Annotated in this window: 30 protein-coding genes; 22 read left to right on the forward strand and 8 right to left on the reverse strand. The window is 65.8% G+C overall.

What is annotated here, in order from left to right; all coding sequences use genetic code 11:
* Positions 1 to 859: 2-hydroxyacid dehydrogenase (locus tag IF803_RS35975; protein WP_461195493.1), on the reverse strand; the 859-nt coding region annotated here is incomplete at its 3' end.
* 87 nt (positions 860 to 946) lie between these two features.
* Here IF803_RS35975 and IF803_RS35980 point away from each other — a divergent pair.
* The 7 genes from IF803_RS35980 (at position 947) to IF803_RS36010 (ending at position 6,501) form a co-directional block, all read left to right on the forward strand.
* On the forward strand, positions 947 to 1,240 hold the full coding sequence (locus IF803_RS35980; protein ID WP_461195494.1) for a hypothetical protein: 294 nt from the start codon (positions 947 to 949) through the stop codon (positions 1,238 to 1,240).
* 188 nt (positions 1,241 to 1,428) lie between these two features.
* Positions 1,429 to 1,797: a YciI family protein gene (locus tag IF803_RS35985; protein ID WP_028332829.1), complete on the forward strand. Its 369-nt coding sequence runs from the start codon at positions 1,429 to 1,431 to the stop codon at positions 1,795 to 1,797.
* Positions 1,794 to 3,074 carry an RNA polymerase sigma factor gene (locus tag IF803_RS35990; RefSeq protein ID WP_304498579.1) on the forward strand — a complete coding sequence of 427 codons (1,281 nt, stop codon included), beginning with the start codon at positions 1,794 to 1,796 and terminating at the stop codon, positions 3,072 to 3,074. The genes IF803_RS35985 and IF803_RS35990 overlap by 4 nt, the downstream gene beginning before the upstream one ends.
* Before the next feature lie 197 nt (positions 3,075 to 3,271).
* Positions 3,272 to 4,789: an arylsulfatase B gene (locus IF803_RS35995; protein ID WP_461195495.1), complete on the forward strand. Its 1,518-nt coding sequence runs from the start codon at positions 3,272 to 3,274 to the stop codon at positions 4,787 to 4,789.
* 202 nt (positions 4,790 to 4,991) lie between these two features.
* Positions 4,992 to 5,402, forward strand: a complete 411-nt coding sequence (locus tag IF803_RS36000; RefSeq protein WP_461195496.1) for a DoxX family protein — start codon at positions 4,992 to 4,994, stop codon at positions 5,400 to 5,402.
* A 33-nt stretch (positions 5,403 to 5,435) separates the two neighbouring features.
* Positions 5,436 to 5,972 carry an SRPBCC family protein gene (locus IF803_RS36005; RefSeq protein WP_461195497.1) on the forward strand — a complete coding sequence of 179 codons (537 nt, stop codon included), beginning with the start codon at positions 5,436 to 5,438 and terminating at the stop codon, positions 5,970 to 5,972.
* A gap of 118 nt (positions 5,973 to 6,090) precedes the next feature.
* On the forward strand, positions 6,091 to 6,501 hold the full coding sequence (locus tag IF803_RS36010) for a VOC family protein (RefSeq protein ID WP_028343957.1): 411 nt from the start codon (positions 6,091 to 6,093) through the stop codon (positions 6,499 to 6,501).
* A 198-nt stretch (positions 6,502 to 6,699) separates the two neighbouring features.
* Here IF803_RS36010 and IF803_RS36015 read toward each other — a convergent pair whose 3' ends face one another.
* The 3 genes from IF803_RS36015 to cobT form a co-directional block, all read right to left on the reverse strand.
* Positions 6,700 to 7,122, reverse strand: a complete 423-nt coding sequence (locus IF803_RS36015; protein ID WP_069275915.1) for a S49 family peptidase domain-containing protein — start codon at positions 7,120 to 7,122, stop codon at positions 6,700 to 6,702.
* A gap of 113 nt (positions 7,123 to 7,235) precedes the next feature.
* Complete coding sequence (locus tag IF803_RS36020; RefSeq protein WP_016842535.1) at positions 7,236 to 7,526, reverse strand: hypothetical protein; 291 nt, start codon at positions 7,524 to 7,526, stop codon at positions 7,236 to 7,238.
* Positions 7,527 to 7,702: 176 nt separating this feature from the next.
* A complete protein-coding gene (gene cobT / locus IF803_RS36025) occupies positions 7,703 to 8,716 on the reverse strand; it encodes a nicotinate-nucleotide--dimethylbenzimidazole phosphoribosyltransferase (protein ID WP_461195498.1) in 1,014 nt (337 codons plus the stop codon).
* A gap of 177 nt (positions 8,717 to 8,893) precedes the next feature.
* Between cobT and cobS the strand changes: the two genes are divergently transcribed.
* Together cobS and IF803_RS36035 are read left to right on the forward strand one after the other, a co-directional pair.
* Positions 8,894 to 9,646: an adenosylcobinamide-GDP ribazoletransferase gene (gene cobS / locus IF803_RS36030; protein WP_411781932.1), complete on the forward strand. Its 753-nt coding sequence runs from the start codon at positions 8,894 to 8,896 to the stop codon at positions 9,644 to 9,646.
* Positions 9,647 to 9,653: 7 nt separating this feature from the next.
* A complete protein-coding gene (locus IF803_RS36035; RefSeq protein WP_461195499.1) occupies positions 9,654 to 10,220 on the forward strand; it encodes a histidine phosphatase family protein in 567 nt (188 codons plus the stop codon).
* A 270-nt stretch (positions 10,221 to 10,490) separates the two neighbouring features.
* Here IF803_RS36035 and IF803_RS36040 read toward each other — a convergent pair whose 3' ends face one another.
* Positions 10,491 to 11,279 (reverse strand): SDR family NAD(P)-dependent oxidoreductase, encoded by a 789-nt coding sequence (locus IF803_RS36040; RefSeq protein WP_461195500.1) that lies wholly within the window; start codon positions 11,277 to 11,279, stop codon positions 10,491 to 10,493.
* Positions 11,280 to 11,566: 287 nt separating this feature from the next.
* Positions 11,567 to 13,237: a methyl-accepting chemotaxis protein gene (locus IF803_RS36045; RefSeq protein ID WP_461195501.1), complete on the reverse strand. Its 1,671-nt coding sequence runs from the start codon at positions 13,235 to 13,237 to the stop codon at positions 11,567 to 11,569.
* A gap of 490 nt (positions 13,238 to 13,727) precedes the next feature.
* On the opposite strand from IF803_RS36045, the gene IF803_RS36050 reads away from it, so the two are divergent.
* From IF803_RS36050 to IF803_RS36090, 9 genes are all read left to right on the forward strand, one after another.
* Positions 13,728 to 14,399, forward strand: coding sequence for a glutathione S-transferase family protein (locus IF803_RS36050; RefSeq protein ID WP_461195502.1), 672 nt, complete (start codon positions 13,728 to 13,730; stop codon positions 14,397 to 14,399).
* Positions 14,400 to 14,543: 144 nt separating this feature from the next.
* Complete coding sequence (locus tag IF803_RS36055; RefSeq protein ID WP_461195503.1) at positions 14,544 to 14,915, forward strand: nuclear transport factor 2 family protein; 372 nt, start codon at positions 14,544 to 14,546, stop codon at positions 14,913 to 14,915.
* Positions 14,916 to 15,049: 134 nt separating this feature from the next.
* Positions 15,050 to 15,466 carry a YciI family protein gene (locus IF803_RS36060; protein ID WP_028341378.1) on the forward strand — a complete coding sequence of 139 codons (417 nt, stop codon included), beginning with the start codon at positions 15,050 to 15,052 and terminating at the stop codon, positions 15,464 to 15,466.
* A 155-nt stretch (positions 15,467 to 15,621) separates the two neighbouring features.
* Positions 15,622 to 16,047, forward strand: a complete 426-nt coding sequence (locus IF803_RS36065) for a YciI family protein (RefSeq protein WP_038384380.1) — start codon at positions 15,622 to 15,624, stop codon at positions 16,045 to 16,047.
* A gap of 103 nt (positions 16,048 to 16,150) precedes the next feature.
* Complete coding sequence (locus tag IF803_RS36070; protein ID WP_028341377.1) at positions 16,151 to 16,516, forward strand: YciI family protein; 366 nt, start codon at positions 16,151 to 16,153, stop codon at positions 16,514 to 16,516.
* Positions 16,517 to 16,704: 188 nt separating this feature from the next.
* The gene (locus tag IF803_RS36075; protein ID WP_461195504.1) at positions 16,705 to 17,235 is read left to right on the forward strand and encodes a dihydrofolate reductase family protein; all 531 of its coding nucleotides are present in this window, start codon (positions 16,705 to 16,707) and stop codon (positions 17,233 to 17,235) included.
* A 121-nt stretch (positions 17,236 to 17,356) separates the two neighbouring features.
* Positions 17,357 to 18,058 carry a TetR/AcrR family transcriptional regulator gene (locus IF803_RS36080; protein WP_304498593.1) on the forward strand — a complete coding sequence of 234 codons (702 nt, stop codon included), beginning with the start codon at positions 17,357 to 17,359 and terminating at the stop codon, positions 18,056 to 18,058.
* A 130-nt stretch (positions 18,059 to 18,188) separates the two neighbouring features.
* On the forward strand, positions 18,189 to 18,680 hold the full coding sequence (locus IF803_RS36085; RefSeq protein WP_028341374.1) for a DUF2852 domain-containing protein: 492 nt from the start codon (positions 18,189 to 18,191) through the stop codon (positions 18,678 to 18,680).
* A 155-nt stretch (positions 18,681 to 18,835) separates the two neighbouring features.
* A complete protein-coding gene (locus IF803_RS36090; RefSeq protein WP_461195505.1) occupies positions 18,836 to 19,600 on the forward strand; it encodes a serine O-acetyltransferase in 765 nt (254 codons plus the stop codon).
* A 345-nt stretch (positions 19,601 to 19,945) separates the two neighbouring features.
* Here the strand turns inward: IF803_RS36090 and IF803_RS36095 are convergent, their stop codons facing one another.
* Both IF803_RS36095 and IF803_RS36100 read right to left on the reverse strand, forming a co-directional pair.
* Positions 19,946 to 21,019 (reverse strand): tartrate dehydrogenase, encoded by a 1,074-nt coding sequence (locus tag IF803_RS36095; protein ID WP_028341372.1) that lies wholly within the window; start codon positions 21,017 to 21,019, stop codon positions 19,946 to 19,948.
* A gap of 21 nt (positions 21,020 to 21,040) precedes the next feature.
* Positions 21,041 to 22,354: an MFS transporter gene (locus IF803_RS36100; protein ID WP_461195506.1), complete on the reverse strand. Its 1,314-nt coding sequence runs from the start codon at positions 22,352 to 22,354 to the stop codon at positions 21,041 to 21,043.
* Positions 22,355 to 22,605: 251 nt separating this feature from the next.
* On the opposite strand from IF803_RS36100, the gene IF803_RS36105 reads away from it, so the two are divergent.
* The 4 genes from IF803_RS36105 to IF803_RS36120 all read left to right on the forward strand — a co-directional run bounded on the left by IF803_RS36105 (position 22,606) and on the right by IF803_RS36120 (position 26,381).
* The gene (locus IF803_RS36105; protein ID WP_461195507.1) at positions 22,606 to 23,523 is read left to right on the forward strand and encodes a LysR family transcriptional regulator; all 918 of its coding nucleotides are present in this window, start codon (positions 22,606 to 22,608) and stop codon (positions 23,521 to 23,523) included.
* Positions 23,524 to 24,553: 1,030 nt separating this feature from the next.
* On the forward strand, positions 24,554 to 24,745 hold the full coding sequence (locus IF803_RS36110; protein ID WP_461195508.1) for a hypothetical protein: 192 nt from the start codon (positions 24,554 to 24,556) through the stop codon (positions 24,743 to 24,745).
* 5 nt (positions 24,746 to 24,750) lie between these two features.
* The gene (locus IF803_RS36115) at positions 24,751 to 25,506 is read left to right on the forward strand and encodes a metal ABC transporter ATP-binding protein (protein WP_304498598.1); all 756 of its coding nucleotides are present in this window, start codon (positions 24,751 to 24,753) and stop codon (positions 25,504 to 25,506) included.
* A 5-nt stretch (positions 25,507 to 25,511) separates the two neighbouring features.
* Positions 25,512 to 26,381 carry a metal ABC transporter permease gene (locus IF803_RS36120; protein WP_028341367.1) on the forward strand — a complete coding sequence of 290 codons (870 nt, stop codon included), beginning with the start codon at positions 25,512 to 25,514 and terminating at the stop codon, positions 26,379 to 26,381.
* Positions 26,382 to 26,384: the final 3 nt, after the last annotated feature.

Below are 26,384 nucleotides of genomic sequence, written 5' to 3' on the forward strand. Positions count from 1 at the left end.
GTTCGTCGGCAGCGTCAGATGTGTATAAGAGACAGGTCCAGAACGGGCTCGCCTCGGGCAGCGGCTCGGTCTCGAAGACGTCGAGCGAGGCGGCGCCCAACGTGCCGTCATCGAGCGCGCGCAGGATGTCGGCCTCGTTCTGCAAGCCGCCGCGGCCGGCATTGATGATGACGGGCGCGCCGAGCGGGCTCTCGCGGTTCAGCTTCGCGAACGCGTCGCGGTTCAGCACATGCCTTGTGTCCGGCGTCAGCGGCAGCAGGCAGACCATGATGTTGGTCTCGCGCAGGAATGCGTCGAGCCCGTCCGCGCCGTGATAGCAGGCGATGCCGTCGATCCGCTTCTCGCTGCGGCTCCAGCCGACGACGCGAAAGCCGAGCGCGCGCAGTGCCTGCGCCGAGGCGGCGCCGAGCGTGCCGAGCCCCATCACGCCGACGGTGATCGCGCTCGCCGCCCATTGATAGTCCGGAGCCCAGCGCTTCACCCGCTGCGACTCGCGCAAATAGAGCTCCTGGCGGTGATGCATCAGTACATGCAGCACGACATATTCGGTCATGCGGTCGGTGAGATCGGAGACCGCGACCCGCACCAGCGGCACATCCGGCAGCGAGCGATCGGCCATCAACGCGTCGACCCCGGCGCCGAGATTGAAGATGACGCGCAGGTTCTTGAACGCCGCGAGCTCGCCCGGCCTCGGCTTCCACACCGCGGCGTAATGCACCTCGGCGGGATCGAGCGCGCCGTCCGGCAGCAGCACCACGCGGCGGTCCGGGCAGACCGCGTCGAACCGCGCCTTCCAGCGCGCCGACGACCAGTTTTCCGAGCCGCCATTGATCAGCAGCGCGAGTGCGCCCTTACCCATCCCGATACCTCCAACATCAATGTGATGTATGTCACATAACGGGTCGAGCCCGCACTCATCTCCTGCCATCAACAGGGGAGAACTTCCATGCGCAAACTGATCCTGATGTCGGCTTTCATCCTCGCTGCCGGCGCCACGGCCCACGCCGATCAAAGCCGAGGCTTCGTGCTCGCAAACGCTGATGCGCCGGCGCAGGCGCAACCGGCCGTTGCTCCAGCGCAGGGCGAGGCCCAGCGGGCCCCATCACAGGCCCAGGCGCAACCCGTGGAGTCCCCGCGGCAGCAGGCGTCCCGTCCGGTGACGAGGAGCCACGTCCGCCATCGCGAGAGCGATGAAGCCGAGGCGCGCCGGATCGCCGCCCGCTACGGCGCTTATTGGTAACCGCACGTTCATCGTCGCGGCGACGTCCTGACATGCCGTCGCCGCGGCTGAGGTCCAGTTTGTCGAAGCTCGTGATGGAGCCTCGATCAAAATCCATCGCCGGCATCCGGAACCTAAATTTCTTTCGCGCCCCCTGTCGGCAGCGGGCATAATCGTTCGTTCTTGCAATGAACGGAGATGCCTTTTCGATGCTGTACGCCATCCTCTGCTATCATGACGAAGACATGGTCGGTTCCTGGAGCAAGGAACACGACGCCTCCGTCATGCAGAAACTGTCCGTCGTGCAGGACAAACTCGCCAAGCAGGGCAAGCTCGGCCCGGTGGCGCGGCTGTTGCCGACCACCGCGGCGACCACGCTGCGCAAGGAAAATCCGCCGCTGGTGCTGGACGGCCCGTTCGCCGAAACCAAGGAGCAGCTGCTCGGCTTCTATCTGGTCGAGGGCAAGAACCTCGACGAGGTGCTGGACATCGCGCGCGACCTCGGCGAGGCCAATCCCGGCGGCACCTATGAGATCCGCCCGGTCGGCTACTTCAATCAGGGGGGTACCAAGGCGTGAGCGTGACCGACACCGCCTGGATCGATGCTGCGTTGACGTCCGCGCGTCCCCAGGCGGTCGGCGCCCTGCTGCGCTACTTCCGCAATCTCGACACCGCCGAGGAGGCGTTCCAGAACGCCTGCCTGCGGGCGCTGAAGAGCTGGCCGCAGAACGGCCCGCCGCGCGATCCCGCGGCGTGGCTGATCATGGTCGGCCGCAACGTCGCGATCGACGAGGTCCGCCGCAACAAGAAGCAGCAGCCGCTGCCCGACGACGACCAGGCGATCTCCGACCTCGACGACGCCGAGGACGAGATCGCCGAGCGGCTCGACGGCTCGCACTACCGCGACGACATCCTGCGGCTGCTCTTCATCTGCTGTCACAAGGATCTGCCGGCGACGCAGCAGATCGCGCTCGCGCTGCGCATCGTCTCAGGTCTCACGGTGAAGCAGATCGCGCGCGCCTTCCTGGTCTCGGAAGCGGCGATGGAGCAGCGCATCACGCGGGCCAAGGCGCGCGTCGCCGATGCCAACGTGCCGTTCGAGACGCCGGGTGCGGTCGAGCGCAGCGAGCGGCTCGCCTCGGTCGCGGCGATGATCTATCTGATCTTCAACGAGGGCTATTCGGCGAGCGGCGACACCGCCGAAATCCGCGCGCCGCTGTGCGAGGAGGCGATTCGCCTCGCCCGCCTGCTGCTGCGGCTGTTCCAGAGCGAGCCCGAAATCATGGGGCTCACCGCGCTGCTGTTGCTGCAGCACGCCCGCGCCGAGGCGCGCTTCGACGCCGACGGCCAGGTGATCCTGCTCGACGACCAGGACCGCAGCCTGTGGAATCAGAAGCAGATCGCCGAGGGCCTCGCGCTGATCGACAAGGCGATGCGCCACCGCCGCAGCGGTCCCTATCAGGTGCAGGCGGCGATTGCAGCGCTGCACGCCCGTGCGGAGAAGCCCGAGGATACCGACTGGACCCAGATCGATCTGCTGTACGGCGCGCTCGAGGTCATGCAGCCGTCGCCGGTGATCACGCTCAACCGCGCCGTTGCGGTTTCCAAGGTGAAGGGGCCGGAAGCCGCGCTCGAGATGATCGAGCCCCTGGCGCCGCGGCTTGCCAACTACTTCCATTATTTCGGCGTGCGCGGCGCCTTCCTGATGCAGCTCGGCCGCAACGAGGAGGCCCGCATCGCCTTCGACCGCGCCATCGCGCTCGCCAACACCACCGCCGAAGCCGCCCACATCCGCATGCATATCGACCGCCTGATGCGCGACAGCCAGCCGCGCAACGCGAAGGCGGGGAAATAGTCGTCAGGCTGTCGCGCGGCCGTCATGTGCGGCCCTGAGCCCGTATCGCTTCCTCCCCGAAAGCGATGCTTCCCTCGAAGCCCCGATTGCCGCCCGGCATCGAAACGCCGCCGCTGCTGCCATTGCCTGCTTCCCTGCGGCGCACCTCCGCAGTAGCCTGCGTGAATTGCACACAAAACCATTGCCCGGAGAATGAAATGATTGATCGCCCGCTCGATAAATCGGTGCATTCAGCGCAAGGCAATCGCCAAATAAATCGCCGCGATCTCCTGTTGAACGGCAGCTCGGTCCTGGCCATGCTTGCGTTGGCCTCAATTGCGCCTGCGAACCCCACGTCTGCCGCCGCGCAATCGACCGCGCCGCGCCCGCACATCGTTTACATCGTCGCGGACGATCTCGGATGGAAGGACGTCGGACTTCACGGCTCCGACATCAAGACCCCAAATATCGACAAGCTTGCGCAGGACGGGGCCCGGCTCGAGCAATTCTACGTCCAGCCGATGTGCACCCCAACCCGCGCAGCATTGATGACCGGCCGCTATCCGTGCCGCTACGGCTTGCAAACCCTGGTCATTCCGACGCCCGCCAAATACGGCTTGCCAACCGATGAATGGCTGCTGCCGCAGGCGCTCAAGGAAGCGGGCTACAGGACCGCCATGGTCGGCAAGTGGCATCTTGGGCACGCCGACCGCAAGTTCTGGCCGCGTCAACGCGGGTTTGATTACCACTATGGATCGATGGTGGGCGAGGTCGATTACTTCACCCATTCATCGGCAAATGTGCGCGACTGGTATCGCAACGACAAGCCGGTGAACGAGCCGGGCTACGTCACTCAATTGTGGGGCGCGGATGCCGTCGCGCAAATCGACGCCCATGATCCAAAGACACCGCTGTTTCTGTATCTAGCCTTTACCGCTCCGCACTCGCCCTACCAGGCTCCGAAGGAATACATCGACAGGTACCGTCACATCGAAGATCCGACGAGACGCACCTACGCCGCCATGATCACGTGCATGGACGACGAGATCGGCAAGCTGGTCTCCGCGCTCGAACGGAAGAAGATGCGCGAGGACACCTTGATCGTCTTCATGAGCGACAATGGCGGCAACCAGACCGCGCTCCTTGCCGGGGATGCCGACGTGTCGAAGCTGAAGCTGCCGGCCGACAACGGTCCTTACCGCGGCGGAAAAGGCATGTTGTACGAAGGCGGGACGCGCGTCGCCGCGTTCGCGAACTGGCCCGGGCAAATCAGCGCCGGCGAGGTGAGGGGGATGATGCACGTCGTCGACATGTTCCCGACGCTCGCCGGCCTCGCCGGCGCCAACCTCGCCAAGCCAGGCAAGGGAAAGCCGCTTGATGGGCTGGACGTCTGGGCCACCGTCAGCAAAGGCGCCCCCTCGCCCAGGCAGGAGGTGGTCTACAACATCGAGCCATTCCGCGGCGGTGTGCGCGCAGGTGACTGGAAGCTGATCTGGCGGACGCCGCTTCCTTCGGCGATCGAGCTGTACAATATCCCGCAAGACCCATCGGAAAAAACCAACCTGGCCGAAAGCAACTCTCAGAAGGTCAGGGAGTTGCAGTCCCGCATCGAACAACTCGCCAGGGAGAGCGCCAAGTCTCTGTTTCTTGCCGATGCGTTCGCGGCGGTCAAAGGGGCGGCTCACGGGCCGCCTTCGCTGCCCAGCGAGGAAGCCTTTTTCACGCAAGGTGACTGAGGGCGAGGGGCCGCGGGGCCGACCCCGTTGAAGGGGCAAACCTCTTTGGATCTGGCCGGATGCTCGTGACTCGAGCTCCCGCACCGGGAGCCTCGATCATGCGTTGCGACGACATGCAAAAATCTTCACCGGGGTTGTCGGCCACGCATTCCGCCGTTCGTCATGAAGGCAGAGAGCATCACCAAGCGTTACGGAGCCTGTCATGCCGACGATCGTCGACACCGAAGTCTCAAAGCCCGCCCGCATCACCGGACGCGTCATGAGCGGCGTGGTCGTCCTGTTCCTGCTGTTCGACGGCGCGATCAAGCTGGTGCCGTTGTCGGTCGTCACCGAGACCATGGACAGGATGGGCTTCGGCGCGAGCGATGCGCTGGCGCGCAGCCTCGGCATCATCACCATCGTCTGCACGCTGCTCTACTCGGTGCCGCCGACCTCGATCCTCGGCGCGATCCTGCTCACCGGCTATCTCGGCGGCGCGATCGCATCACATGTGCGGATCGGCAGCCCGCTGTTCACCCACACGCTGTTCGGGCTCTATCTCGGCCTGATGTTGTGGGGTGGGCTCTATCTGCGCGACGGCAATCTGCGCGCGCTGCTTCCGTTTCGCCGCTGAATTTTTCTTCAATCGATCCCTGTGGAGCCCGTCATGTTCGAGACCATTGCCATCATCGCGATTGTCCTCGGCGTCGCGATCGCCGTCATCCTCGTCCTCGCGGCGACCAAGCCGGGCACGCTCCGCGTCACGCGTGCGATCAGCATCAACGCGCCGGCCGAGCGGATCTTTCCATTGGTCGACGATTTCCATCAGTGGACGCTCTGGTCGCCCTACGAGAACCGGGATCCGGCCATGAAGCGGATCTATGGCGGCGCCGGGCGCGGGCAGGGTGCGGTCTACGCCTGGGACGGCAACAAGAATGTCGGCGCCGGCCGCATGGAGATCCTGCAATCCTCCGCGCCGTCGAAGATCGTCATCAAGCTCGACTTCATCAAGCCGTTCGAAGGCCACAACACCGCCGAGTTCACAATGCTGCCGCAGGGAGATGCGACCAGCGTCACATGGACCATGTATGGTCCGGCCGTCTTCATGTCGAAGGTGATGCAGGTGTTCATGAACCTGGATCGCATGATCGGCAGGGATTTCGAGGTCGGTCTCGCCAATCTGAAGAAGCTGACTGAAAAGTAGCGCGTTTTCGCGCGAAGTGGTTACCGGTTCGCGTCAAGAAAACGTGTCAAGATAACAATCCAGAGCCTTCGTTCCGATACCATCGGGACGAGGCTCGAATGACCCAAGGGAGCATGCGATGCAGGTCAACCCCTATCTCTCCTACGACGGCAATTGCGGCGCCGCGCTGAAATTCTACGAGAAGGTTCTCGGCGCCCGGATCGAGGACACCTTCCCCTACGGCGAGGGCAGTGCGGAGATGCAGACGCCGCCCGGCTGGAAAGACAAGATCATGCACGCCCGCCTCACGATCGACGGCGAGATCATCATGGCGTCCGACGCCCCGCCCGGCCACTTCCAGAAGCCGCAGGGTTTTCACGTCGCGTTGCAGGTCGAGGATCCCGCGGAGGCCGAACGCCGCTTCAAGGCGCTGTCCGAGGGCGGCACGGTGACGATGCCGTTCGGCAAGACCTTCTTCTCCAACGGCTTCGGCATGTGCGTCGATCAGTTCGGCATCCCCTGGATGGTGAACTGCCCGCAGGGGATGTAACCCCGAGCAGCCTGATTGCCCCGTCATCCCCGCGCAACGGCTCCGCCGTTGTCGCTGGAGGTGGCCGCTTCTTCAGCGGCCCTCGAAGGATCGACGGCCACCGGCGGGGCCGTTCATCCTTCGAGGCTCGCAAGGGCTCGCACCTCAGGATGACGGTCCGGTAGCGTCGGCGGGTCAAGAAAGACGCAATCCACGCCGCTACCTGCACCGCGGATAAATCGCCGCGAGCTCGCGGCCGCGCAGCAATAGCAGGCGCGAGGTCAGGCCGCCGCGGCGGACGATCCAGCCGCGCACCGGTGCCGGATAGGCTTGCAGCACCGCCACGGACGCTTCCGGCTCTGCATAGGTGCGGCCGCGCCGGTCAATCGAGCGCGCGGCGTGGAAGCCGAGCACGGCGCGCCGCGTCACGCAGATGCGGTCGCCCGGCACCATCGAGAGCACCAATGTGCAGGCCGACAGGCAGGGCCCGTCGATCACGACGCGCTCGCCCGATTCGCGCACCTTGTCGAACAGTTCGATGAACGGGCCGACCTGCCCGCCGGGGCTGGCGAGGATACGAACATCGGCTTGCGCGCAGCTAACCGTTGCGCAGAGAGCTGCCGCCGCGACAAGTATTTTCATGCGCGCAATCCCTGCCACGATGCGATCGAGGTGCCGCCGCATCTGAAGCCGCAAGGCTCGCGCCGGAATAGGGCATCGTCAAGACCGATGTCCCGGTCGCGACAGCAGGTGGCTCAGGCCGCGCGGTTCTTGAGCGCCCCCACGATCGCAGTGAGCACGGCGCCGGCAACGCCGCCGCCCGCGACCTGGCCGATGATGCTGCCGATATCAGGCGTCGCGCCGGAATTGGCGAGCAGGGGGATCAGCATGCCCAGAAGCTGTCCGCCTGCGCCGCCGCCGATGGCGCCTGCGATGGTGTTACCGAGCGTGCCGAGATCGATGTTCTTGGCCGCTCCCGCCGCGACATTGCCGCCGACGGCTCCGCTGATGACTTGAATGATCAGATTGATGAGAACGCCCGACATGAGGTGATTTCTCCCCGGTATCTGGTTCAGCACGGCTGAGACGCCGGTCGGCGTCTCACCGCCGCGAAGGTTAGGCCTTAAGCGCGTAGAGGTCATGCTGCGCACGCGAAGATTGCGGCCCGTGCCGACGCTATGCACCGGCTTTTTGAGGGAACCCTCCGGCTCTCCCGAGAGCCTCAGCCCGCGCCGGAGACGCCGGCCTCGGCAAAGGTCGCCATGCCGCCATGACAGGCGAGCGCCGCGCGCAACAAAAGGATCGCAACCCCCGCGCCGGAGCCTTCGCCGAGCCGCATGTTAAGATCGAGCAAGGGGGCGAGTTCGAGCTCGCGCAGCAATTCGCGGTGGCCGAGTTCGGCCGACACATGTCCGGCGCGGCAATGCGCGAGGCCGTCGGGTTGAAGCCGCGCCAGCGGCAGCACCGCGGCTGTCGCCACGAAGCCGTCGAGCAGCACCGGAATGCAGCGTGCGCGCGCCGCCAGCACGGCGCCCGCGATCGCCGCGAGCTCGCGTCCGCCGAGCGACATCGCGGTGACGAGCGGATCGTCGATCACGCCGCGATGCAGCTTGAGCGCCGCATCGATCGTGGTGCGCTTGCGTATCAGCCCGGCATCGTCGACGCCGGTGCCGCGGCCGGCCCAGCGTACGCCGCGCCCGCCCATCAACGCGGCGCACAGCGTCGCGGCGACCGTGGTGTTGGCGATGCCCATCTCGCCGACCACGAGCAAATCGCATTGCTCGGGCACCGTGCGCCAGCCGGTATCGAGCGCGACCAGGAAATCGGCGGCGTCCATCGCCGGCCCGGTCGTGAAGTCGCGGGTCGGGCGCGCCAGCTCGAGCGGCTCGACGCGCAGCTCGGCACCGGCAAGCTTGGCGATCTGGTTGATCGCAGCGCCGCCGGCGGCGAAGTTCGCCACCATCTGCGCGGTGACCTCGGAGGGATAGGCTGAAACGCCGCGCTCGGCGATGCCGTGATTGCCGGCGAACACGGCGATGGTGACGTGATCGAGCCGGGGCATCTCGCGCCGCTGCCAGCGCGCCAGCCAGATCGCAACCTCTTCCAGGCGGCCGAGGCTTCCCGGCGGCTTGGTCAGGTTCTGCTGACGCTGCGTGGCGGCCGCGGCACTGGCCTCGTCGCCCTGCGGCAGGTCGCGACAAAAGCCGCGGATGTCGTCTAGAGTACTGAACTGCATGCGATTCCCTCGTCGAGCGGGCCGCAAGCTAATGCATGATCCGGAAAAGTGTGAAGCGGTTTTCCTCGCGACAAATGCGTAGCATTTGCGCGGAGATCATGCCCTAACAGGAAGCTAAAGCGCGATGAGATCGAGCCCGATCTCGTCGCGCTTTAGCCCAATTTCCAGGCCTTCACCATGAATCAATGGCTCGACGAACTCAGGACCGCCACCGCCTTCCTGACCCGCTTGCCGATGCCGCATCCGGACGGCGCGCGGCCGGAGAGCTTTGCCCGGGCGCAGCGGCTGTTTCCCCTGGTCGGGGCCGCCATCGGGGCGGCGATCGGCCTGTTTTGCCTGCTGCTGCGGGCGATCGGTGTGCCGGATCTGGCCACCGCCGCGCTCGCGCTCGGCGGCGGTGCGCTGCTCACCGGCGCGCTGCATGAGGACGGGCTCGCCGATGTTGCCGACGGGTTCGGCGGCGGCCGCGATGTCGCGGCCAAGCTCGAGATCATGCGCGACAGCCGGCTCGGCACCTATGGCGCGCTGGCGCTGGTGGTGAGCTTTGCCGCCAAGCTCGCGGCTCTCGCGGCAATTCCGAATGGTCTCGTTGTGCAGAGCCTGATATCTGCGCACGCGCTGGGCCGCGGCGTGCTGCCATGGATCGCGATCAGCCTGCCCTATGCGCGCAAGGACGGGCTCGCCGCCAATGCCGGTAGGCCCGATGGGACAATTGCCGTGGTCGCGGCTGGCCTGGCGCTGCTGATCGCAGTCCTCGCCTTGCCGTTCGGCAGCGCGCTGCTGGCGGCGATCGTGGCCGGTGCGAGCGCACTGATCATGGTGCTCGTGGCAAAGCGGCAAATCGGCGGCCAGACCGGCGATGTGCTCGGCGGCGCCGAGCAGGTCGCGGAGACCGCGATCCTGGTGCTGCTTGCGGCGCGGTTAGGTTAGGGCGTCGATGGACAGTGAAACGCGTCTTTGGCTGATCCGCCACGCGCCGGTCGACGGCCCGCGCGGCGTGATCCATGCCCCGGATGCGCCCGCGGACCTCAGCGATGCCGCGGCATTCGCGTCGTTGCAGGCGCGGCTGCCGGCTCACGCTCTCGCGGTGTGCAGTCCGGCGCGGCGCACCCGCGAGACCGCCGCAAAGCTCGGCCTGACGGCAGCGGAGGACCACGCCTTTCGCGAGCAGGATTTTGGCGACTGGACCGGCCGGCGCCACAGCGAGATCGAAGCCGAGCTCGGCGCGGCCTATCGCGCGTTCTGGCAATCGCCGGGCAACAACCGGCCGCCGGGCGGCGAAAGCTTTGCCGATCAGATCGTGCGAGCGCGGGCAGGGCTCGCGCGCCTGCCGGCCGGCGACGTCGTGCTGGTCGTGCATTCCGGCACCATCCGCGCGATCCTGGCGATCGCGCTCGAGCTCGCGCCGGAGCTCGCGCTGCGCTTCGTCATCGATCCGCTGTCATTGACGCGGATCGACCGGCTGGCTGGCGCGTGGCGCGTGGTCGCTGTGAACGGACGCTAAGACAATTGCGCTAATGTTAGTTCCGTCATCCTGAGGTGCGAGCCTTGCGGCGCAATTGCGCCGCTGGGCGAGCCTCGAAGGATGAATCGGCCACCAGCCGGGCCGTCGACCCTTCGAGGGCCGCTGAAGAAGCAGCCACCCCAGCGACAAAGGCGAAGCCTTTGCGCGGGGGTGACGGTGATAGATTGAGCGCGTAGCGTCGGTTCTGTCATTGCGAGGGGCGATGGACTGCTTCGCTTCGCTCGCAATGACGGGAGGACTTGCGTGTCCTCAGCCATTCCGTCGCGCGCCGCGCAGGGTCGGCAGGCCGATGCCGGCGGCGTCGAAGCCGCCGTCGACGGCGAGGATCTGTCCGGTGATGTAGCTGGCGCGATCCGAGCACAGGAAGAAGATCGCTTCCGCCAGCTCCTCCTCCAGCCCATAGCGGTTGAGCGGGATGGCGTCATGATAGTCGGCGCGGATCTCCGGCGTGTGGACGGCCTTGGCCATCGCGGTCTCGACCGGGCCGGGCGCCACGCCGTTGACGCGGATGCCGAGCGAGGCGAGCTCGACCGCGAGCTGCTTGGTGAGATGCGCGAGGCCGGCCTTGCTGGTGCCGTAGGCCGAGCGCAGCGTCGAGGCGCGCACCGCCGAGATCGAGGTGATGTTGACGATCGCGCCGGCTCCATGCTCGCGCATTATCGGCGCGGCCGCCTTGGTGCACAAGAACGGGCCGGTGAGGTTGACCGCCATGATCCGGCTCCAGTCGGCGTCCGAAGTCTCCAGCACCGGCGTGAACACGGCAATGCCGGCATTGTTGACCAGCGCGTCGAGCCGGCCGAACCGGTCGGTGATCGCAGAGATCGCGGCTGCCACACTAGCGGCATCCGATACGTCGCAGGTGAGCGCCAGCGTGTCGTCGGGCTGTCTCAGCGCCGCGACCGCCGCGCGCAGCAATTCGCCCTCGATATCGAGCAGCGCGACGCGCCAGCCGTCGGCGAGAAAGCGTTTCGCCGCGGCAAGCCCGATGCCACGCGCGGCGCCGGTCACGAGTGCGACTTTGGGGGAGGCGGAATTCATCGGATGGTCCATCGGTTCGGGCAGGAAGTCCCGACCGTCTGCGACCTTTACTCCGACGTGTCAACCCGACGGCGACACGCGGCATGCTCTCTCTCCGTCACCCTGAGGCGCGAGCGCAGCGAGCCTCGAAGGGTGTACGGCCACCAGCCGGGGAGTGTGGAGTATCGGCTTCCGACTGCACGCCCGACCCTCTCGCCGTCATCCTGAAGAGCCCGCAAAGCCGCGCGTCTCGAAGGATGCACGGCCCCCAGCCGGGGCCGCCCATCCTTCGAGGATCGCACCGTGGCTTACGCTGCGAGTTCGGCAGAGGCGCGCTGCATGTTGGTGGACATGTCCTGCGTCACGATGCTCTGCTCCTCGACCGCGGCGGCGGTGGAGGTGATGTATTCGTTGACGCCGGCGATCGCCGCCTTGATCTCGGACAGCGAGCTCACCACTTCGGCGGCGATCGAGTTCAGCGCGTCGATTTCAGAGGAGATCGTGTCGGTCGCCTGCTTGGCCTGATTGGCGAGGCTCTTCACCTCGGAGGCGACCACCGCGAAGCCGCGGCCGGCTTCGCCGGCGCGCGCCGACTCGATCGTGGCGTTGAGCGCCAGCAGGTTGATCTGCCCGGTGATGCTCGAGATCATCTCGACGATGCCGCTCATCGCCTGAGCTGCGGCATTGAGCTTCTGCGCCTGTCCGTCGGCAGCCTCGACCCGGCCGGTGGCGACCGCGGCGTTCTGCTTCGACTTGGTCATGGTTTCCGAGATCTCGCGGATCGAGGCGCTCATCTCCTCGCTGCCGGCGGCGACCGCCTCGATCAGGCCGCGCGCGCTGTCTGCCTTCTTGCGGCCGATCGCCTGCGCGGTGATGTCGGTGGCGTACTTCACCACCTTGTAGGGCTTGCCGTTGAGATCGAGGATCGGGTTGTAGGAGGCCTGGATCCAGATCTCGCGGCCGCCCTTGGCGATGCGCTTGTATTCGGCGGCCTGAAATTCGCCGCGGTTCAGCGCCCCCCAGAACTCGCGGTAGCCGGCCGCGCTCGCCTCAGCGGGCTCGACAAACATGCTGTGATGCTTGCCCTGGATGTCGGCAAGCGAATAGCCCATCGCGGCGAGGAAGTTCGGGTTCGCGGTGCGGATCGTGCCGTCCATGTTGAACTCGATCACCGCCTGCGACTTGCCGATCGCATCGATCTGGCCGTCATTGTCGGCGGTTTTCACCTTCTGCTGGGTGACGTCGGTGGCGAACTTGACGACCTTGAACGGCTTGCCGCGGTCGTCGAGGATCGGGTTGTAGGTGGCGAGGATCCAGATTTCCTTGCCGCCCTTGCTGAGCCGCTTGAATTCGCCGGCCTCGAACGTGCCCCGGTTCAGCCGTGCCCAGAAGTCGCGATAGGCCGCGCTGTCGCGGTCGGCCGGCGGCACGAACATGCTGTGGTGCTTGCCCTGGATCTCGGCGAGCGAGTAGCCGAGCGCGCTTAGAAAATTCTCGTTGGCATTGACGATGGTGCCGTCCATGTTGAACTCGATCACCGCCTGCGCCCGGCCGATCGCGGCGATCTTGCCGGCCTCCTCCATGCTGTGAATCTTCTGCGCCGTGATGTCGGTGGCGAACTTGATCACGCCGACCGGCTTGCCACTTTTGTCCAGGATCGGGTTGTAAGAGGCCTGGATCCAGATCTCGCGGCCGCCCTTGCCGATGCGCCTGTATTGCGCGGCCTGAAACTCGCCGCGGTTCAGGTTGGCCCAGAACGCGCGATAGTCCTGACTGTCGCGAATGGCCGGATCGACGAACATGCTGTGGTGCTTGCCCTTGATCTCGTCGAGCGTGTAGCCCATCGCATTCAGGAAGTTCTCGTTGGCGTCGACGATGGTGCCGTCGAGCTTGAACTCGATCACCGCCTGCGACTTGCCGATCGCGGCAGTCTGCGCCAGCGCATTCTCGATCTTGGCCTTGTTGCTGAAACTGAACATCAGGGCTCCGTGAAGGTCCAAATGAAAGGGATAGGGAAAAGCGGATCGCGGCAACTCACGGAAAGGTTGCAGCGAGCCGTTTAGCATCGGTAAAGCCTGCTGCTCGCGCGCGCCTGGCACGAACTGCACAATGCGCCGATGCACCCGCGCATCTATTTCAACTTGCGGCGTATTTTTTCAGTATGCACGTTATCATCCGTATCTGCATGCGATGTTCACCGTAATCTTACGGGCGAAAATCGAGGACGACTTTGGTCTGATGCGGATGATCGCAACGCGTTCACTTCAGCAGCGCTGATAGGCCTATTACGAAGTTTGATATTACCGGCCGCTTCGCCGATCGATCTCGCTCTCTGATTCGCGTCCTCGACGAAGGCGCGTCGAGGTTCGAGTATCTGCTCACCGCGATCGCAAAATAATCGTGGCACGAGATGTCGGCCGGGCGGCCTCCGATTCGTCCTCCGGGCACTGGTTCCATGATGGAGTTCCGATGTCGCTCACCCTGCATTACCACCCGCTGTCCTCGTTCTGCTGGAAGGCGCTGATTGCGCTCTACGAGAACGGCACGCCGTTCAAGCCGAACAAGGTCAATCTCGGCGATCCCGCCGAGCGCGCGGCGCTGCTCGCGCTATCGCCGATCGGCCGTTTTCCCGTGCTCCGCGACGAGACGCGGGGCGAGACGGTGCCCGAATCGAGCATCGTCATCGAATATCTCGACCGGCATTATCCCGGTGCCGTCAGGCTGATCCCCGAGGATCCGGACCTCGCGCTGCAGACCCGGCTGCGCGACCGCTTTCTCGATCTCTATGTCCATCTGCCAATGCAGAAGGTGGTCGGCGACCGCCTGCGGCCTGCCGATCGCAAGGACCCCCATGGCGTCGCCGAGGCGCGGGCGCAGCTCCGCACCTCCTATGCGATCCTCGATCAGCAACTGATCCTTGATCAGCAACGCGCGCAGGGCGGCTGGATGATGGGCGAGCATTTCTCGTTGGCCGATTGCGCGGCCGCGCCGACGATGTTCTACGGCAACAAGGTCGAGCCGTTCGGAGATGGCCATCGGCAACTGGCCGTCTATCTCGAGCGGCTGATGGCGCGGCCGTCCTTCGCGCGCGTCCTGAAGGAGGCCGAGCCCTATTTCGGCATGTTCCCGCAGGAAACCTGAAGCAAGCCGGCCTCCGATCCGGTTCCAAAAATAAATTGTGGCGTGATGTCGCTTTCGCGCCGTCTCGCTCGTCATCTCCCTGAGGCCCGGGTTTCCGGAGCGCTGGCCGCTCCGGAGGCCCGGGCAATACGTGTGGGAGACGACATGGCTGCAGCTGGCAACAGGGCGGAGATCATCCGCTCCCTTTTCGCCGCCTACCTCGCCGATGACCGCGCGAGTGTCGAGGCGGCGTTCGCGGAGGATTTCCGCTTCTCGACGCCCTATGGCGAGAACATCGACAAGCCGACCTATTTCGCCGAGTGCTGGCGCGACTCCGGCTGGATCGGCCGCCACGAGATCGAGCGCATCATGGTCGACGGCGTCGAGGCCTTCGTCACCTATCGCTGCGTCGCGCGCGACGGCAAGAGCTTTCGCAACACCGAGTTCTTCGTGTTCGACGGCGACAAGGTGTCGCGCATCGACGTCTATTTCGGCCCGTCGCACCAGGACGGAGAGCTCGTCAGGCAAGAACGCTGAGGGCTGTGGCGCGCGATGCAATGACCTCCGAAATAATTTCGCAAACCCTGTCGGCGTGGCAAGCCCCGCGTCGTCCTTGAGACGAGCACCGGAGATACCGGCAAAGCAGCTGAACAAGACAACGGAGCAGGACGATGAAGTTCATGGTGATCGTGAAGGCGAGCAGGGATACCGAGGCCGGCGTGATGCCGAGCACCGAACTGCTCGCCGCGATGGGCAAGTTCAACGAGGAGATGGTCAAGGCCGGCGTCATGCAGGCCGGCGAGGGCCTGCACCCGACCAACAAGGGCGCGCGGGTCAAATATGCCGGCGGGCAGAGCACCGTGAGCCACGGACCGTTCAGCCTGACCGGCGATCTCGTCTGCGGCTTCTGGCTGATCGAGACCAAGTCGCTCGATGAAGCGATCGACTGGATGAAGCGCGCGCCGTTCGACGTCGGCTCCGAGATCGAAATCCGCCAGGTGTTTGCCGCGGAGGATTTCGGCGAGGCGCTGACGCCCGAGCTGCGCGAGCGGGGAGAGCGCCTGCGCGCACAGGTGGGCAGGAAATGACACCCGACGTCATTCCGCGATATCGCGCCGGCGATGCGCTCCGAATACATGATCTCCGTCGCAAGTCGTGGATTCCGGGCCGGCGCCGTGTGGGGCTTCCCGGCATGACGAGGGTGAAGATTGCGAGTGATTCAACAGGCAAGGAAATCCGACCAATGCGTTTCATGATGCTGATGATCCCGCTCGGCTACGAGTCCGCGCCGGCCAAGCTCGAGCTCGACCCCGAACGGGTCGCCGCGATGATGCGGTACAATCAGGCGCTGAAGGACGCCGGCGTGCTGATCACGCTGGAAGGCCTGCATCCGCCGGCTGCAGGTGCGCGCGTCAAGTTCGACACCGGCATGCCGGTCGTGATCGACGGCCCGTTCACCGAGGCCAAGGAAGTGATCGGCGGCTTCTGGATGATCGAGGTCGCCTCGCGCGCCGAGGCAATCGAATGGGCCAGGAAATGCCCGGCCACCGCGAACGAGATGATCGAGATCCGCCAGGTGCAGGAGATGGCCGATTTCTCCGAGGAGGTGCAGCAGGCCGCCGCGACCTTCGAGCATCCGCAGGGCGGCTGGGGCAAGGCGCTGCGCTGACACCGCATGATCCGGCCTTGCAACACGTAGCGATGCCGCCGCACGGCGTCATCGCGCCAGCAAACGATCGTCAAACCAGCAACGACTACAATGGAGACGCAAGATGAGCACCAACACCTTCCTCGCCGTCTATCTCGGTGGCGGCAGCACCGGCTCGCGCATGGCCGCCTGGAACGCGCTGCCCGAGGCCGAACGGCGCGCCAAGGAGCAGCAGGGCATGGCGGCCTGGGGCGCCTGGGTCGAGAAGCACCATGACGTGATCGTCGAGATGGGCGGACCGCTCGGCAAGACCAAGAAGGTCGGGCAGGGCGGCGTCACCGACATCGCCAATCTGATGACCGGCTTCACCGTGGTGCGCGCGCCCTCGCATGAAGCGGCGGCAAAGCTGTTCGAGAACCACCCGCATTTTTCGATCTTCCCGGGCGAAGCCGTGGAAATCATGCCGGTGCTGCCGATCCCCGGGCGATAGGCAATCGTTTCCGGCCATGGGCTCCCTGAACCTCTCCCGCTTGCGCGCGGGGAGGTCGTCGCGCGCAGCGCGGCGGATGGAGGCCCTCTCCACTGTGTAACTCGCGGAGAGGCCTCCGCTCGCGATTGGCGAGTCAGGTCACGCCGGCCCGAGCAAATCTGAAAGCCCTGAAGTGGAGGTCTTGCGCCATGGCGAAGCTCGTCTTCGGACTGAACCAGTCGCTCGACGGCTATGTCGATCATCAGGCGATGGTGCCGGACACCGGGCTCTTTCGTCATTTCATCGAGCAGGTGCGCGGTGTGGCCGGCATGTTGTATGGCCGGCGCATGTACGAGGTGATGCGCTATTGGGACGACGACCTTCCTGATTGGGATGCGGAGGAGCGCGACTATGCGGCAGTGTGGCGGAGACGGCCAAAGTGGGTCGTGTCGCGCTCGCTGAAATCCGTCGGACCCAACGCGACACTGGTCGAGGGGGACCTTGAGGCGGCGGTGCGCGGGCTGAAGGCCCGGCTCGACGGGGAGATCGAAGTCGCCGGGCCGGACCTGGCGGGGACTCTGACCGAGCTTGGCCTGATTGACGAGTATCGACTGTACCTCCGGCCCATCGTGCTGGGGCGCGGCAAGCCATTCTTCGTCGGGCCCCGCGCGCCGCTCCGCCTGGTGGCAAGCGACCGGATAGGCGAAAAAACGATCAGGTTGACCTACGTCCCCGCCTAGTCATGCAACGCGCCTGACGGCGTTGCGCGGAAGCCCCCGACTGACTGGTCCGTTAATCTTGATTGACGCGCCGCCGCCCCGCTAGTGACCTTTACCGCCGGCTCATGTAAAAGCCGTTCACATGAGCTGGCGCAAGGACCAAGGCCGCGCCGAGCGCGGCTATCATCACGGCAATCTCAAAGAGGCGTTGCTGCAGGCCGCCCTCGACCTGATCTCGAAGAAGGGGCCGGCCGGCTTCACCTTCGCCGATGCCGCGCGGATGGCCGGCGTCAGCCCCGCCGCGCCGTACCGCCACTTCCGCGACCGTGACGAGTTGATCGCCAGCATCGCGCAACGCGGCTTCGAGCAGTTTGAATCGCTGCTGACGCAGGCCTGGGACGACGGCCGCCCCGACACCGTCACGGCGTTCGAGCGCGTCGGCAAGGCCTATCTGGCCTTCGCCCGCGAGGAGCCCGCGTTCTATTCGGCGATGTTCGAATCCGGCCTGCCGGTCGATTCCAATCCGACCCTGATGGCCGCGAGCGAGCGCGCCTTTGCGATCATCCGCGCCGCTGCCGAACGGCTCGCGGCACTGGCGCCGCCCGGCATGCCGCGTCCGCCGGCGATGATGATGGCGCTGCACATCTGGGCGATGTCGCACGGCGTCGCCTCGCTGTTCGGCCGCGGCGATGCCGCGCGGCGCAAGCTGCCGATGTCGCCGGAGGACCTGCTCGAGGCCGAAGTGCTGATCTATCTGCGCGGGCTGGGCTTCCCGACCGACCGCAGGCCTGGAACCGCGGCAGCCGACGAAAAGCCGGCCGGTCCGTGGGGCAAGCCGAAATAAGGTTCAACGGCAGAGCCAAAAATAATCCGAAGGGTGCGTCATCCGCGCTGCTTGACTTTCCCAAGGGATCCGCTACCTATGTAAATGTTATTTACATTCACAACGGCGTGATGCCGTGATGGAGAAGGAAATGGCCTACACCGCTGATGTCAATCGCTGGCGCGGCCCCGTCGAAGAGCCCTACCGTCCCTACTTCTACGCGACGCCGTGGCATCCCCTGAAGATCGCCGGGATCATCCTCGGCTTCATGATCTGGTGGCCGATCGGCCTCGCCCTTCTCTTTTTCACACTCGGGAGCAGAAAGATGGCCTGTTGGAGTCACAACGACATGGATCGCTGGCAGAACAAGATGGAGCGGATGCAGGACAAGATGGAGCGGATGAAGAGCCGCATGGAGCGCCGCGGCTTCCCGTTCGGCGGCTTCGGTCCGCCCTCCAGCGGCAACCGCGCCTTCGACGAGTACCGTCAGGACACGCTGCGCCGTCTCGAGGAGGAGCAGGTCGAGTTCAAGAACTTCCTCGATCGCCTGCGTCACGCCAAGGACAAGGAAGAGTTCGACGCCTTCATGGCGCAGCACAAGACCCGTCCGACCCCGCCGAGTGACCAGCCGCCGCAGGGCTGATCGTGCGAGGCAAGCACTGAGCCCTCAGGCGATGTGCCCCCATAGAACCTGATGGCCCTGAGCCGCCCGTTTGCGATGAGCAAGCGGGCGGTTTGCATTTTGGGGCGGTGACGCCCACTCTATCGTTTGGGAATCCGGACGATGAGGTGAAGACCATGGCGGGATCGGTGACTGTGACGGCTGGCGATCTCTGGCTTGCGATCCGGCGCGAAGCGGCAGCCGCGATCGCGGCTGATCCCTTCCTCGAGGCGTCGGCCGCCTTCATCCTCGATCAGGGTGACCTCGGCGGCGCGCTCGCCTTTCTGATCGGCCGGCATATCGGCCGCGCGGAAGAGGATCGTGCGCAGTTTATGCGCGCGGCCCGCGAAGCCTATGCGGCCGAGCCCGCGCTGGTCGATGCCGCGGCCACCGATCTCACAGCCATCGTGCGCCGTGATCCGGCGATCACGGGCTTCCTGCCGCCGCTGCTCAACTTCAAGGGCTTCGTCGCGCTGCAAGCCTGGCGGGTATCGAACTGGCTGTGGCGCGAGGACCGCCCCGACCTTGCGCTCATGATGCAAAGCGCGACGGCGGACCAGTTGCAGATCAGCATTCACCCGTCGGCCCGGATCGGAACCGCTGTGTTCCTCGATCACGGCACCGGCATCATCATCGGCGCGCTGGCCTCGGTCGGCGACGAGGTCACGATTTTGCAGAACGTCACCATCGCGCGGCATCAGGATGATCCGCGCCGCGCGCCGAAGATCGGCCGCGGCGTGCTGCTCAGCGCCGGCGCCACCGTGATCGGACATCTCTCGATCGGCGATTTCGCCAGGATCGGCGCCGGCGCGCTTGTCACGACGGATGTGCCCGCCGGCTGCACCGCCGTCGGCGTCCCGGCGCGGCTAACGAATTGCGCGGAGGCGGGGACGTTTTCGTGAGGTGAGCACTCTCGGCCGGGTCGCCCCTTGCGTCGCTACGCCGGCACGAGCATATCGGCGAGTTGCGTAAAACTGTCCGCGTGGAGGTCGATCCAGGATTCCGGAAGCAGGTGCACCAGATCCTTCGTCAGGTGAGCCACGGTGGCTGGCTCCCTCTCCCGCTTGCGGGGGAGGGTGGGGTGGGGGCTCTCTCCGCGAGTCACGCTGTGGAGAGAGCCCCCCACCCGCCGCGCTTCGGACGACGCTTCGCGTCGCGCGTTGCGCGCCGGCCTAAGAGCGAGCTTCGCTCGTCTCGACCCCGCAAGCGGGAGAGGCGGACGGAGTTCGCGGATAGCGACCGCCCCCTCACACATTCGACCCATGGATCGCGTCGATCACCGCGTCGGTGACTTCCTTGGTCGTCGCCTTGCCGCCGACGTCGGGCGTCAGCACGCCGGCGGCGCACACCTTCTCCACCGCCGCCATCAGGCGCGCCGCGGCGTCCTTCTCGCCGAGATGCTCCAGCATCTGCGCACCGGTCCAGAAGGTCGCGACCGGGTTGGCGATACCCTTGCCGGTGATGTCGAAGGCCGAGCCGTGGATCGGCTCGAACATCGAGGGGTAGCGGCGCTGCGGGTCGATGTTGCCGGTCGGCGCGACGCCGAGGCTGCCGGCCAGCGCGCCGGCAAGGTCGGAGAGAATATCGGCGTGCAGATTGGTCGCGACGATGGTGTCGAGGCTCCTCGGATTGAGCGTCATCCGCACCGTCATGGCGTCGACCAGCATCTTGTCCCAGGTGACGTCGGGGAAGTCCTTCGCCACCTCGGCGGCGATCTCGTCCCACATCACCATGCCGTGGCGCTGCGCGTTCGACTTGGTCACCACGGTGAGGAATTTGCGCGGCCGCGACTGCGCCAGCTGGAACGCATAGCGCATGATCCGCGTCACGCCGACGCGGGTGAAGACGGCGACTTCGGTGCCGACTTCCTCCGGCAGGCCCTTGTGTGCGCGGCCGCCCATGCCGGCATATTCGCCCTCGGAATTCTCGCGCACGATGACCCAGTCGAGATCGCCGACGCCGACATTGCGCAGCGGCGAGGCGACGCCGGGCAGGATCTTGGTCGGCCGCACATTGGCGTACTGGTCAAAGCCCTGGCAGATCGGCAGGCGAAGGCCCCACAGCGTGATGTGGTCGGGCACATCGGGCGCGCCGACCGCGCCGAAATAGATCGCGTCGAAGTTCTTCAGCTCCGCGAGCCCGTCGGCCGGCATCATCACGCCGTGCTTCTTGTAGTAGTCCGAGCCCCAGTCGAAGGTTTTGACGTTGAAGCTGATGTCGCCGCTGCGCTTCGCCAGCGCCTCCAGCACGCGGACGCCCGCGGAGATCACTTCGGGGCCGATGCCGTCGGCGGGGATGGCGGCGATGGAATGGGTACGCATGGGTTGTCTCCGGATGAGTGGTTAGCGGGTTCGCACGGGATTGGGTTGCGGTTCGGATTGTGCCGGCGCGCTCTGCGCGCGCGACAGCAGCAGCGTGAGCACGGCCGAGAGCACCAGGAGGCCGGCGACGAAATAGAGGCCGCCCTCGAAACTGCCGGTGCGTTCCTTGATCCAGCCGATCATCGCCGGCCCGACGAAGCCGCCGAGATTGCCGATCGAGTTGATGGTGGCGATTCCGGCCGCGGCGGCCGAGCCCGACAGGAACATGGTCGGCATGCTCCATAGCGGCGGCTTCGATGAGGAGATGCCGATATTGACCAGCGTCAGCGCCGCGATCACGGCGGCAAGGCCGGTCCACAGCCCGGCAAGCGCAAGTCCCGCCGCGGCTATCAGGCAGGCCAGCACCACGTGCCAGGTGCGCTCGCCGGTACGGTCGGAATGCCGCGCCCACAACACCATCGCGATCACGGCAACCGTCGCCGGTACCGCGTTGAGGAAGCCGACCTGGATCGACGACAGGCCGAACGCCTTGATGATCTGCGGCGCCCACACCCCAAGTGTGTAGAGCCCGGCCGAGGTGCCGAAATAGACCAGCGCCAGCGCCAGCACGCGCGGGTCGGCGAGACCGCGCCAGATGCTGTGGCTGGCGGTTGAGGCCTTGCCGTCGGTCTCGGCCTTCATGGTCTTGACCAGCCAGGCGCGCTCGTCGTCGGCAAGCCATCTGGCCTGCTCCGGCCGGTCGGTCAGGAAGCCCAGCACGACGAAGCCGAGCAGCACGGCGGGCACCGCCTCCAGCACGAACAGCCATTGCCAGCCCTTGAAGCCGAGCATTCCGTCCATCTCCAGCAGCGCACCTGAGAGCGGCGAGCCGAGCACGGTCGAGAGCGGCGCCGCCGCCATGAACAGCGCGGTGACGGCGGCGCGCTGCCGCGCCGGGAACCAGTAGGACAGATAGAGGATGATGCCGGGGAAGAAGCCGGCCTCCGCAGCGCCGAGCAGGAAGCGCAGCACATAGAAGCTGGTCGCGCCCTGCACCAGCGCCATCGCCGCCGAGACCAGGCCCCAGGTGATCATCACCCGCGCGATCCAGATCCGCGCGCCGATCTTGTGCAGGATGATGTTGGAGGGTACCTCGAACAGGAAGTAGCCCCAGAAGAAGATACCGGCGCCGAAGCCATAGACGGTCGGCGACAGGCCGATGTCCTTGTTCATGGTCAGCGAGGCGAAGCCGATATTGACGCGGTCGATGAAGGCCACGAAGTACAGCAGCATGATGAACGGCACGATGCGCAGTGAGATCTTGCGCAATACGCGCGTGCCAAGCTCGCTTTCCATGGGCTTCTTCCCCGGGTTCGTCTTGTTTGTTGGGACGGCGCCTGTCGCGCGCTATCGGAAAGCCTAGAAGCTCGCGCCCTTTCGCTTCAAGCCGCGCCGGTTTATACAAAAAAATGATATAATCGGGCCCGGTCTCACTTGGCGTCATGCCCGGCCTTGTGCCGGGCATCCACGTCTTGGCGGCAAAGAAAGACGTGGATGGCCGGGACAAGCCCGGCCATGACGAACGCAGGGCATAAGGAAGCGACGTCTTGGAACTGCACCAGCTTCGCTGCTTTGTCGCGGCTGCCGAGGAACTGCATTTCGGCCGCGCCGCGCAGCGCCTGCAGATGATGCCGTCGGCGCTGGGTCGCCACATCAAGCTCTTGGAAGAGGATCTCGGGGTGCGGCTGTTCGCGCGCACGACGCGCGCGGTGTCGTTGACCGAGGACGGGGCTGTGCTGCTGCGCGAGGGCCGCGCGCTGCTCGGCCGCGCCGAGGCGATCGAGAACGGCTTTCGCCGCCGCCTGCGCAAGCCACAGGCGCGGCGGTTCCGGATCGGCGCGATCGACAGCGCCGCGGCCGGCCTCTTGCCGCCGTTGCTGCGCGACGTTCGCGCCGCCTATCCGGACGTCGCGGTGCAACTGCTCGAGGAGAAGACCATCCGCCTGCTGCCGAAGCTCTTGTCGGGCGCGCTCGACCTTGCGTTCGTGCGCCCGCCGGAGCGGCCCGACCGGCGCATCGAGTTTGTCCCGCTGCTGCAGGAGACCGCCGTGGTGGCGCTGTCGCACAAGCACGCGCTGGCGCGGCGCAAGCAGATCGTGCTGCCCGACATCGCGGATCAGCCCTTGATCGTGCCGGAGCGCCGCTCGCGGCCGCACAGCCACGATCTGACGACAAAACTGTTCGACGAGGCCGGGCTGACGCCGCGCATCCAGGAGATCGCCGACGAGAAGCAGACCATCGTCAACATGGTCGCAGCGCGGCTCGGCGTCGCCATCGTGCCGCGCTGGACCGCGCGGATGGCGATCCCCGGCGTCCGCTTTGTGCCGCTCCGCCTGAAGCGCGGCAGCAGCGCCGGCCGGCTGCCGCTCGCCGCCGCCTGGCTCAAAGGCTCCCGCGATCCGGTCCGCGACCAGGTGATCGCGGTGCTCCAGGCACGGTTGAAGAGTTACGTGCGCGAGGCGTGAGAGCGCTTCGTTGCGTGATGCCTCGACGGCCGATGAATGATTTTGGCCGGTTGACCTAGGTCAATATGACCTGCGCTGGCCAGGGTGAGCGTGCCCGGCATGGCGAAGCGTCAGGACTGGGTCATGATCGCAGGGTGCGTCGCTACCGCTTTGGCGGTGGTGGCGCTCGTCGCCCTTTTCTCTGCCTGAGCTGTGTCGCCCCCGTAATGTTACGGGGGTGTCCAGCTAGGTCGCGGAGATAACTGGGTAATTCCCAAAGCTCGAACACCGCTGGCACAAACTGCACTGGCTTGCCGAGTTCCTCCCGGCATAGCTTCCCCTTCCAACGTAGGGCGGCGTTATGGGCAACCTACTTTACAGCGTGTTTGTCGTGCTGATGGGGCTAAGCCCGGTCATCCTCATGGCGATTGCCATGTTCCTATATTGAGGGCCGGAGCTGTGTCTTTCGGCGTGCCAACCACCAATCCGCTCCGCTGGCGTGCTTAGTGAACAAATCCGCGATGCCTTAACCTGGTGAAAGGTTGGTGTCAGCGCGGGCGTGTACGCTCGCGCCCATGAATCGGGACCTGCTGTATTTCCGCCTCTCGCTCGTCTGGATGGCGATCACCGCCGCCATGCTGGTCTATGTGCTGGTCGCATAAGGGCTGACTCTCCGTCGCCGAAGGCCTTCCGCCGGTATTTTCCGCACGCGCCAATCGATAACATGCCGCCAGAATGCGAAGCTGCGTCACCATTAAAGCTGTCATCGCCCGGCTCGACCAAGCGATCCAGTACATCCCGTCATCCTGAGGTGCGAGCTCTTGCGAGCCTCGAAGGATGCACGGCCACCAGCCGGGCCGTCGCCCTTCGAGGCTCGCTCCGCTCGCACCTCAGGGTGACGGGATGGGCAGCTTTGGGTCTAGCTCGCATAGACAAGCTGGTAGACAAGCGACTTGCCCCCGCCGCAGCTCAAATCCCCCCCGGTTTTGCGGATCGGCCATGAGTTCCTCGTTTGTAGACTCGCGTTATGTTATAATATAACAGTCGTTCCATGGCGCATACGCACACCCACGAGCACCACCATCACGGCCACGCCCCCCACGGGCACAGCCACGCCCCGCACGCGCATCCGGCGCAGGCCGCGCACTGGTCGATCCTGCGCATGCCCGTGCCGGTCCGGCTGCTCGCGGCGCTTGCGGTCAGTGCCGGCCTGTGGGCGGTCGTCTGGCTGGCGATGAGGTGAGACCGGTGGCTGCTCTTGTTACCTTCCGCGACGTCACGCTCGGCTACGACCGCCACCCGGCGGTGCATCATCTCAATGGTGCCGTCGAGGCGGGTGCGCTGCTCGCCGTGATCGGCCCGAACGGCGCCGGCAAGTCGACCCTGCTGCGCGGCATCGCCGGCGTGCTCAAGCCGCTGTCCGGCGTGATCGATCTCGACGGGCTGGATCACCGCGACATCGCCTATCTGCCGCAGTCTGCCGACATCGACCGCAGCTTCCCGATCTCGGTGTTCGACTTCGTCGGCACCGGGCTGTGGCGCTCGACCGGCTTCTTCGGCGGCATCGGCAGGGCCGCGCGCGAGAAGATTTTGGCGGCGCTCGCCGCGGTCGGCCTCAACGGTTTCGAGAACCGACCGATCGGCACGCTGTCCGGCGGCCAGACCCAGCGCATGCTGTTCGCGCGCGTGCTGTTGCAGGACGCCCGCCTGATCGTGCTCGACGAACCCTTCAACGCCATCGACGCCAAGACATCAGCTGACTTGCTGGCGCTGGTGAAGCGCTGGAACGGCGAGGGGCGCACCGTGCTGGCGGCACTGCACGACCTCGACATGGTGCGTAACAATTTCCCGGAGACGCTGCTGCTGGCGCGCGGCCCGGTGGAATGGGGACCGACCGCCGAGGCGCTGACGGCGGACAATCTGATGGTCGCGATGCGGATGTGCGAGGCGTTCGACGACAGCGCCGCGGCCTGCGCCGCCGATCCACGCTCGCGGGCCGCTTGACGCCGATGCTTTCAGACGCGCTGGTCACGCCCTTCACCGAATTCGAGTTCATGCGCCGCGCGCTGGCGGCGGTGATCGCATTGTCGCTCGGCGGTGCGCCGATCGGCGTGTTCCTGATGCTGCGGCGGATGAGCCTGGTCGGCGACGCCATGGCGCATGCGATCCTGCCGGGGGCTGCGATCGGCTTCCTGCTGTCCGGGCTCAACCTGTTCGCGATGACGACCGGCGGCCTGATCGCCGGCTTTGCCGTGGCGCTGCTCGCGGGCCTCGTCGCCCGCACCACCGAATTGAAGGAGGACGCCTCGCTCGCGACCTTCTATCTGGTCTCGCTCGCGCTCGGCGTCACGATCGTTTCGATCAAGGGCACCAATATCGACCTGCTGCATGTGTTGTTCGGCAACATCCTGGCGATGGACGACCAGACCCTGCTGGTGATCGCGTTCAACGCCACCCTCACGCTGCTGGTGCTCGCAGTGATCTATCGCCCGCTGGTGATCGAATGCGTCGATCCGGTATTTTTGCGCACCGTGAGCCGGGCCGGCGCGCCGGCGCATCTCGCCTTCCTCGCACTCGTCGTGGTCAACCTCGTCAACGGCTTCCACGCGCTCGGCACGCTGCTCGGCGTCGGACTGATGATCCTGCCCGCGGGCATCGCGCGGTTCTGGTCGCGCGACATCACCACCATGATCTGCATCGCGGTCGCGAGCGCGATTGTGTCGGGCTATGCCGGGCTGGTGCTGTCGTACCAGACCCGGATTCCTTCCGGTCCCGCGATCATCCTGGTCGCGGCGGGGCTCTATATTGTGTCGCTGCTGTTCGGCAATGTCAGCGGCCTGGTGCGGCAGCTGTTTCCCGGCCGCCATCTCGAGGCGTGAGTA

This window comes from Bradyrhizobium sp. UFLA06-06 (assembly GCF_054820065.1).

What these genes read in the sequence shown, in the direction of transcription:
- IF803_RS36050 (WP_461195502.1), top strand. Translation starts at nt 13,728, where the DNA reads ATGTCGCTCACCCTGCATTACCACCCGCTGTCCTCGTTCTGCTGGAAG.
- IF803_RS36110 (WP_461195508.1), top strand. Translation starts at nt 24,554, where the DNA reads ATGGCGCATACGCACACCCACGAGCACCACCATCACGGCCACGCCCCC.
- IF803_RS36005 (WP_461195497.1), top strand. Translation starts at nt 5,436, where the DNA reads ATGTTCGAGACCATTGCCATCATCGCGATTGTCCTCGGCGTCGCGATC.
- IF803_RS36010 (WP_028343957.1), top strand. Translation starts at nt 6,091, where the DNA reads ATGCAGGTCAACCCCTATCTCTCCTACGACGGCAATTGCGGCGCCGCG.
- IF803_RS36095 (WP_028341372.1), bottom strand. Translation starts at nt 21,019, where the DNA reads ATGCGTACCCATTCCATCGCCGCCATCCCCGCCGACGGCATCGGCCCC.
- cobS (WP_411781932.1), top strand. Translation starts at nt 8,894, where the DNA reads ATGAATCAATGGCTCGACGAACTCAGGACCGCCACCGCCTTCCTGACC.
- IF803_RS36060 (WP_028341378.1), top strand. Translation starts at nt 15,050, where the DNA reads ATGAAGTTCATGGTGATCGTGAAGGCGAGCAGGGATACCGAGGCCGGC.
- IF803_RS36070 (WP_028341377.1), top strand. Translation starts at nt 16,151, where the DNA reads ATGAGCACCAACACCTTCCTCGCCGTCTATCTCGGTGGCGGCAGCACC.
- IF803_RS36040 (WP_461195500.1), bottom strand. Translation starts at nt 11,279, where the DNA reads ATGAATTCCGCCTCCCCCAAAGTCGCACTCGTGACCGGCGCCGCGCGT.
- IF803_RS36045 (WP_461195501.1), bottom strand. Translation starts at nt 13,237, where the DNA reads ATGTTCAGTTTCAGCAACAAGGCCAAGATCGAGAATGCGCTGGCGCAG.
- cobT (WP_461195498.1), bottom strand. Translation starts at nt 8,716, where the DNA reads ATGCAGTTCAGTACTCTAGACGACATCCGCGGCTTTTGTCGCGACCTG.
- IF803_RS36055 (WP_461195503.1), top strand. Translation starts at nt 14,544, where the DNA reads ATGGCTGCAGCTGGCAACAGGGCGGAGATCATCCGCTCCCTTTTCGCC.
- IF803_RS36035 (WP_461195499.1), top strand. Translation starts at nt 9,654, where the DNA reads ATGGACAGTGAAACGCGTCTTTGGCTGATCCGCCACGCGCCGGTCGAC.
- IF803_RS36085 (WP_028341374.1), top strand. Translation starts at nt 18,189, where the DNA reads ATGGCCTACACCGCTGATGTCAATCGCTGGCGCGGCCCCGTCGAAGAG.
- IF803_RS36075 (WP_461195504.1), top strand. Translation starts at nt 16,705, where the DNA reads ATGGCGAAGCTCGTCTTCGGACTGAACCAGTCGCTCGACGGCTATGTC.
- IF803_RS35985 (WP_028332829.1), top strand. Translation starts at nt 1,429, where the DNA reads ATGCTGTACGCCATCCTCTGCTATCATGACGAAGACATGGTCGGTTCC.
- IF803_RS35995 (WP_461195495.1), top strand. Translation starts at nt 3,272, where the DNA reads ATGATTGATCGCCCGCTCGATAAATCGGTGCATTCAGCGCAAGGCAAT.
- IF803_RS36065 (WP_038384380.1), top strand. Translation starts at nt 15,622, where the DNA reads ATGCGTTTCATGATGCTGATGATCCCGCTCGGCTACGAGTCCGCGCCG.
- IF803_RS36000 (WP_461195496.1), top strand. Translation starts at nt 4,992, where the DNA reads ATGCCGACGATCGTCGACACCGAAGTCTCAAAGCCCGCCCGCATCACC.
- IF803_RS36080 (WP_304498593.1), top strand. Translation starts at nt 17,357, where the DNA reads ATGAGCTGGCGCAAGGACCAAGGCCGCGCCGAGCGCGGCTATCATCAC.
- IF803_RS36090 (WP_461195505.1), top strand. Translation starts at nt 18,836, where the DNA reads ATGGCGGGATCGGTGACTGTGACGGCTGGCGATCTCTGGCTTGCGATC.
- IF803_RS36020 (WP_016842535.1), bottom strand. Translation starts at nt 7,526, where the DNA reads ATGTCGGGCGTTCTCATCAATCTGATCATTCAAGTCATCAGCGGAGCC.
- IF803_RS36100 (WP_461195506.1), bottom strand. Translation starts at nt 22,354, where the DNA reads ATGGAAAGCGAGCTTGGCACGCGCGTATTGCGCAAGATCTCACTGCGC.
- IF803_RS36120 (WP_028341367.1), top strand. Translation starts at nt 25,512, where the DNA reads ATGCTTTCAGACGCGCTGGTCACGCCCTTCACCGAATTCGAGTTCATG.
- IF803_RS35980 (WP_461195494.1), top strand. Translation starts at nt 947, where the DNA reads ATGCGCAAACTGATCCTGATGTCGGCTTTCATCCTCGCTGCCGGCGCC.
- IF803_RS36015 (WP_069275915.1), bottom strand. Translation starts at nt 7,122, where the DNA reads ATGAAAATACTTGTCGCGGCGGCAGCTCTCTGCGCAACGGTTAGCTGC.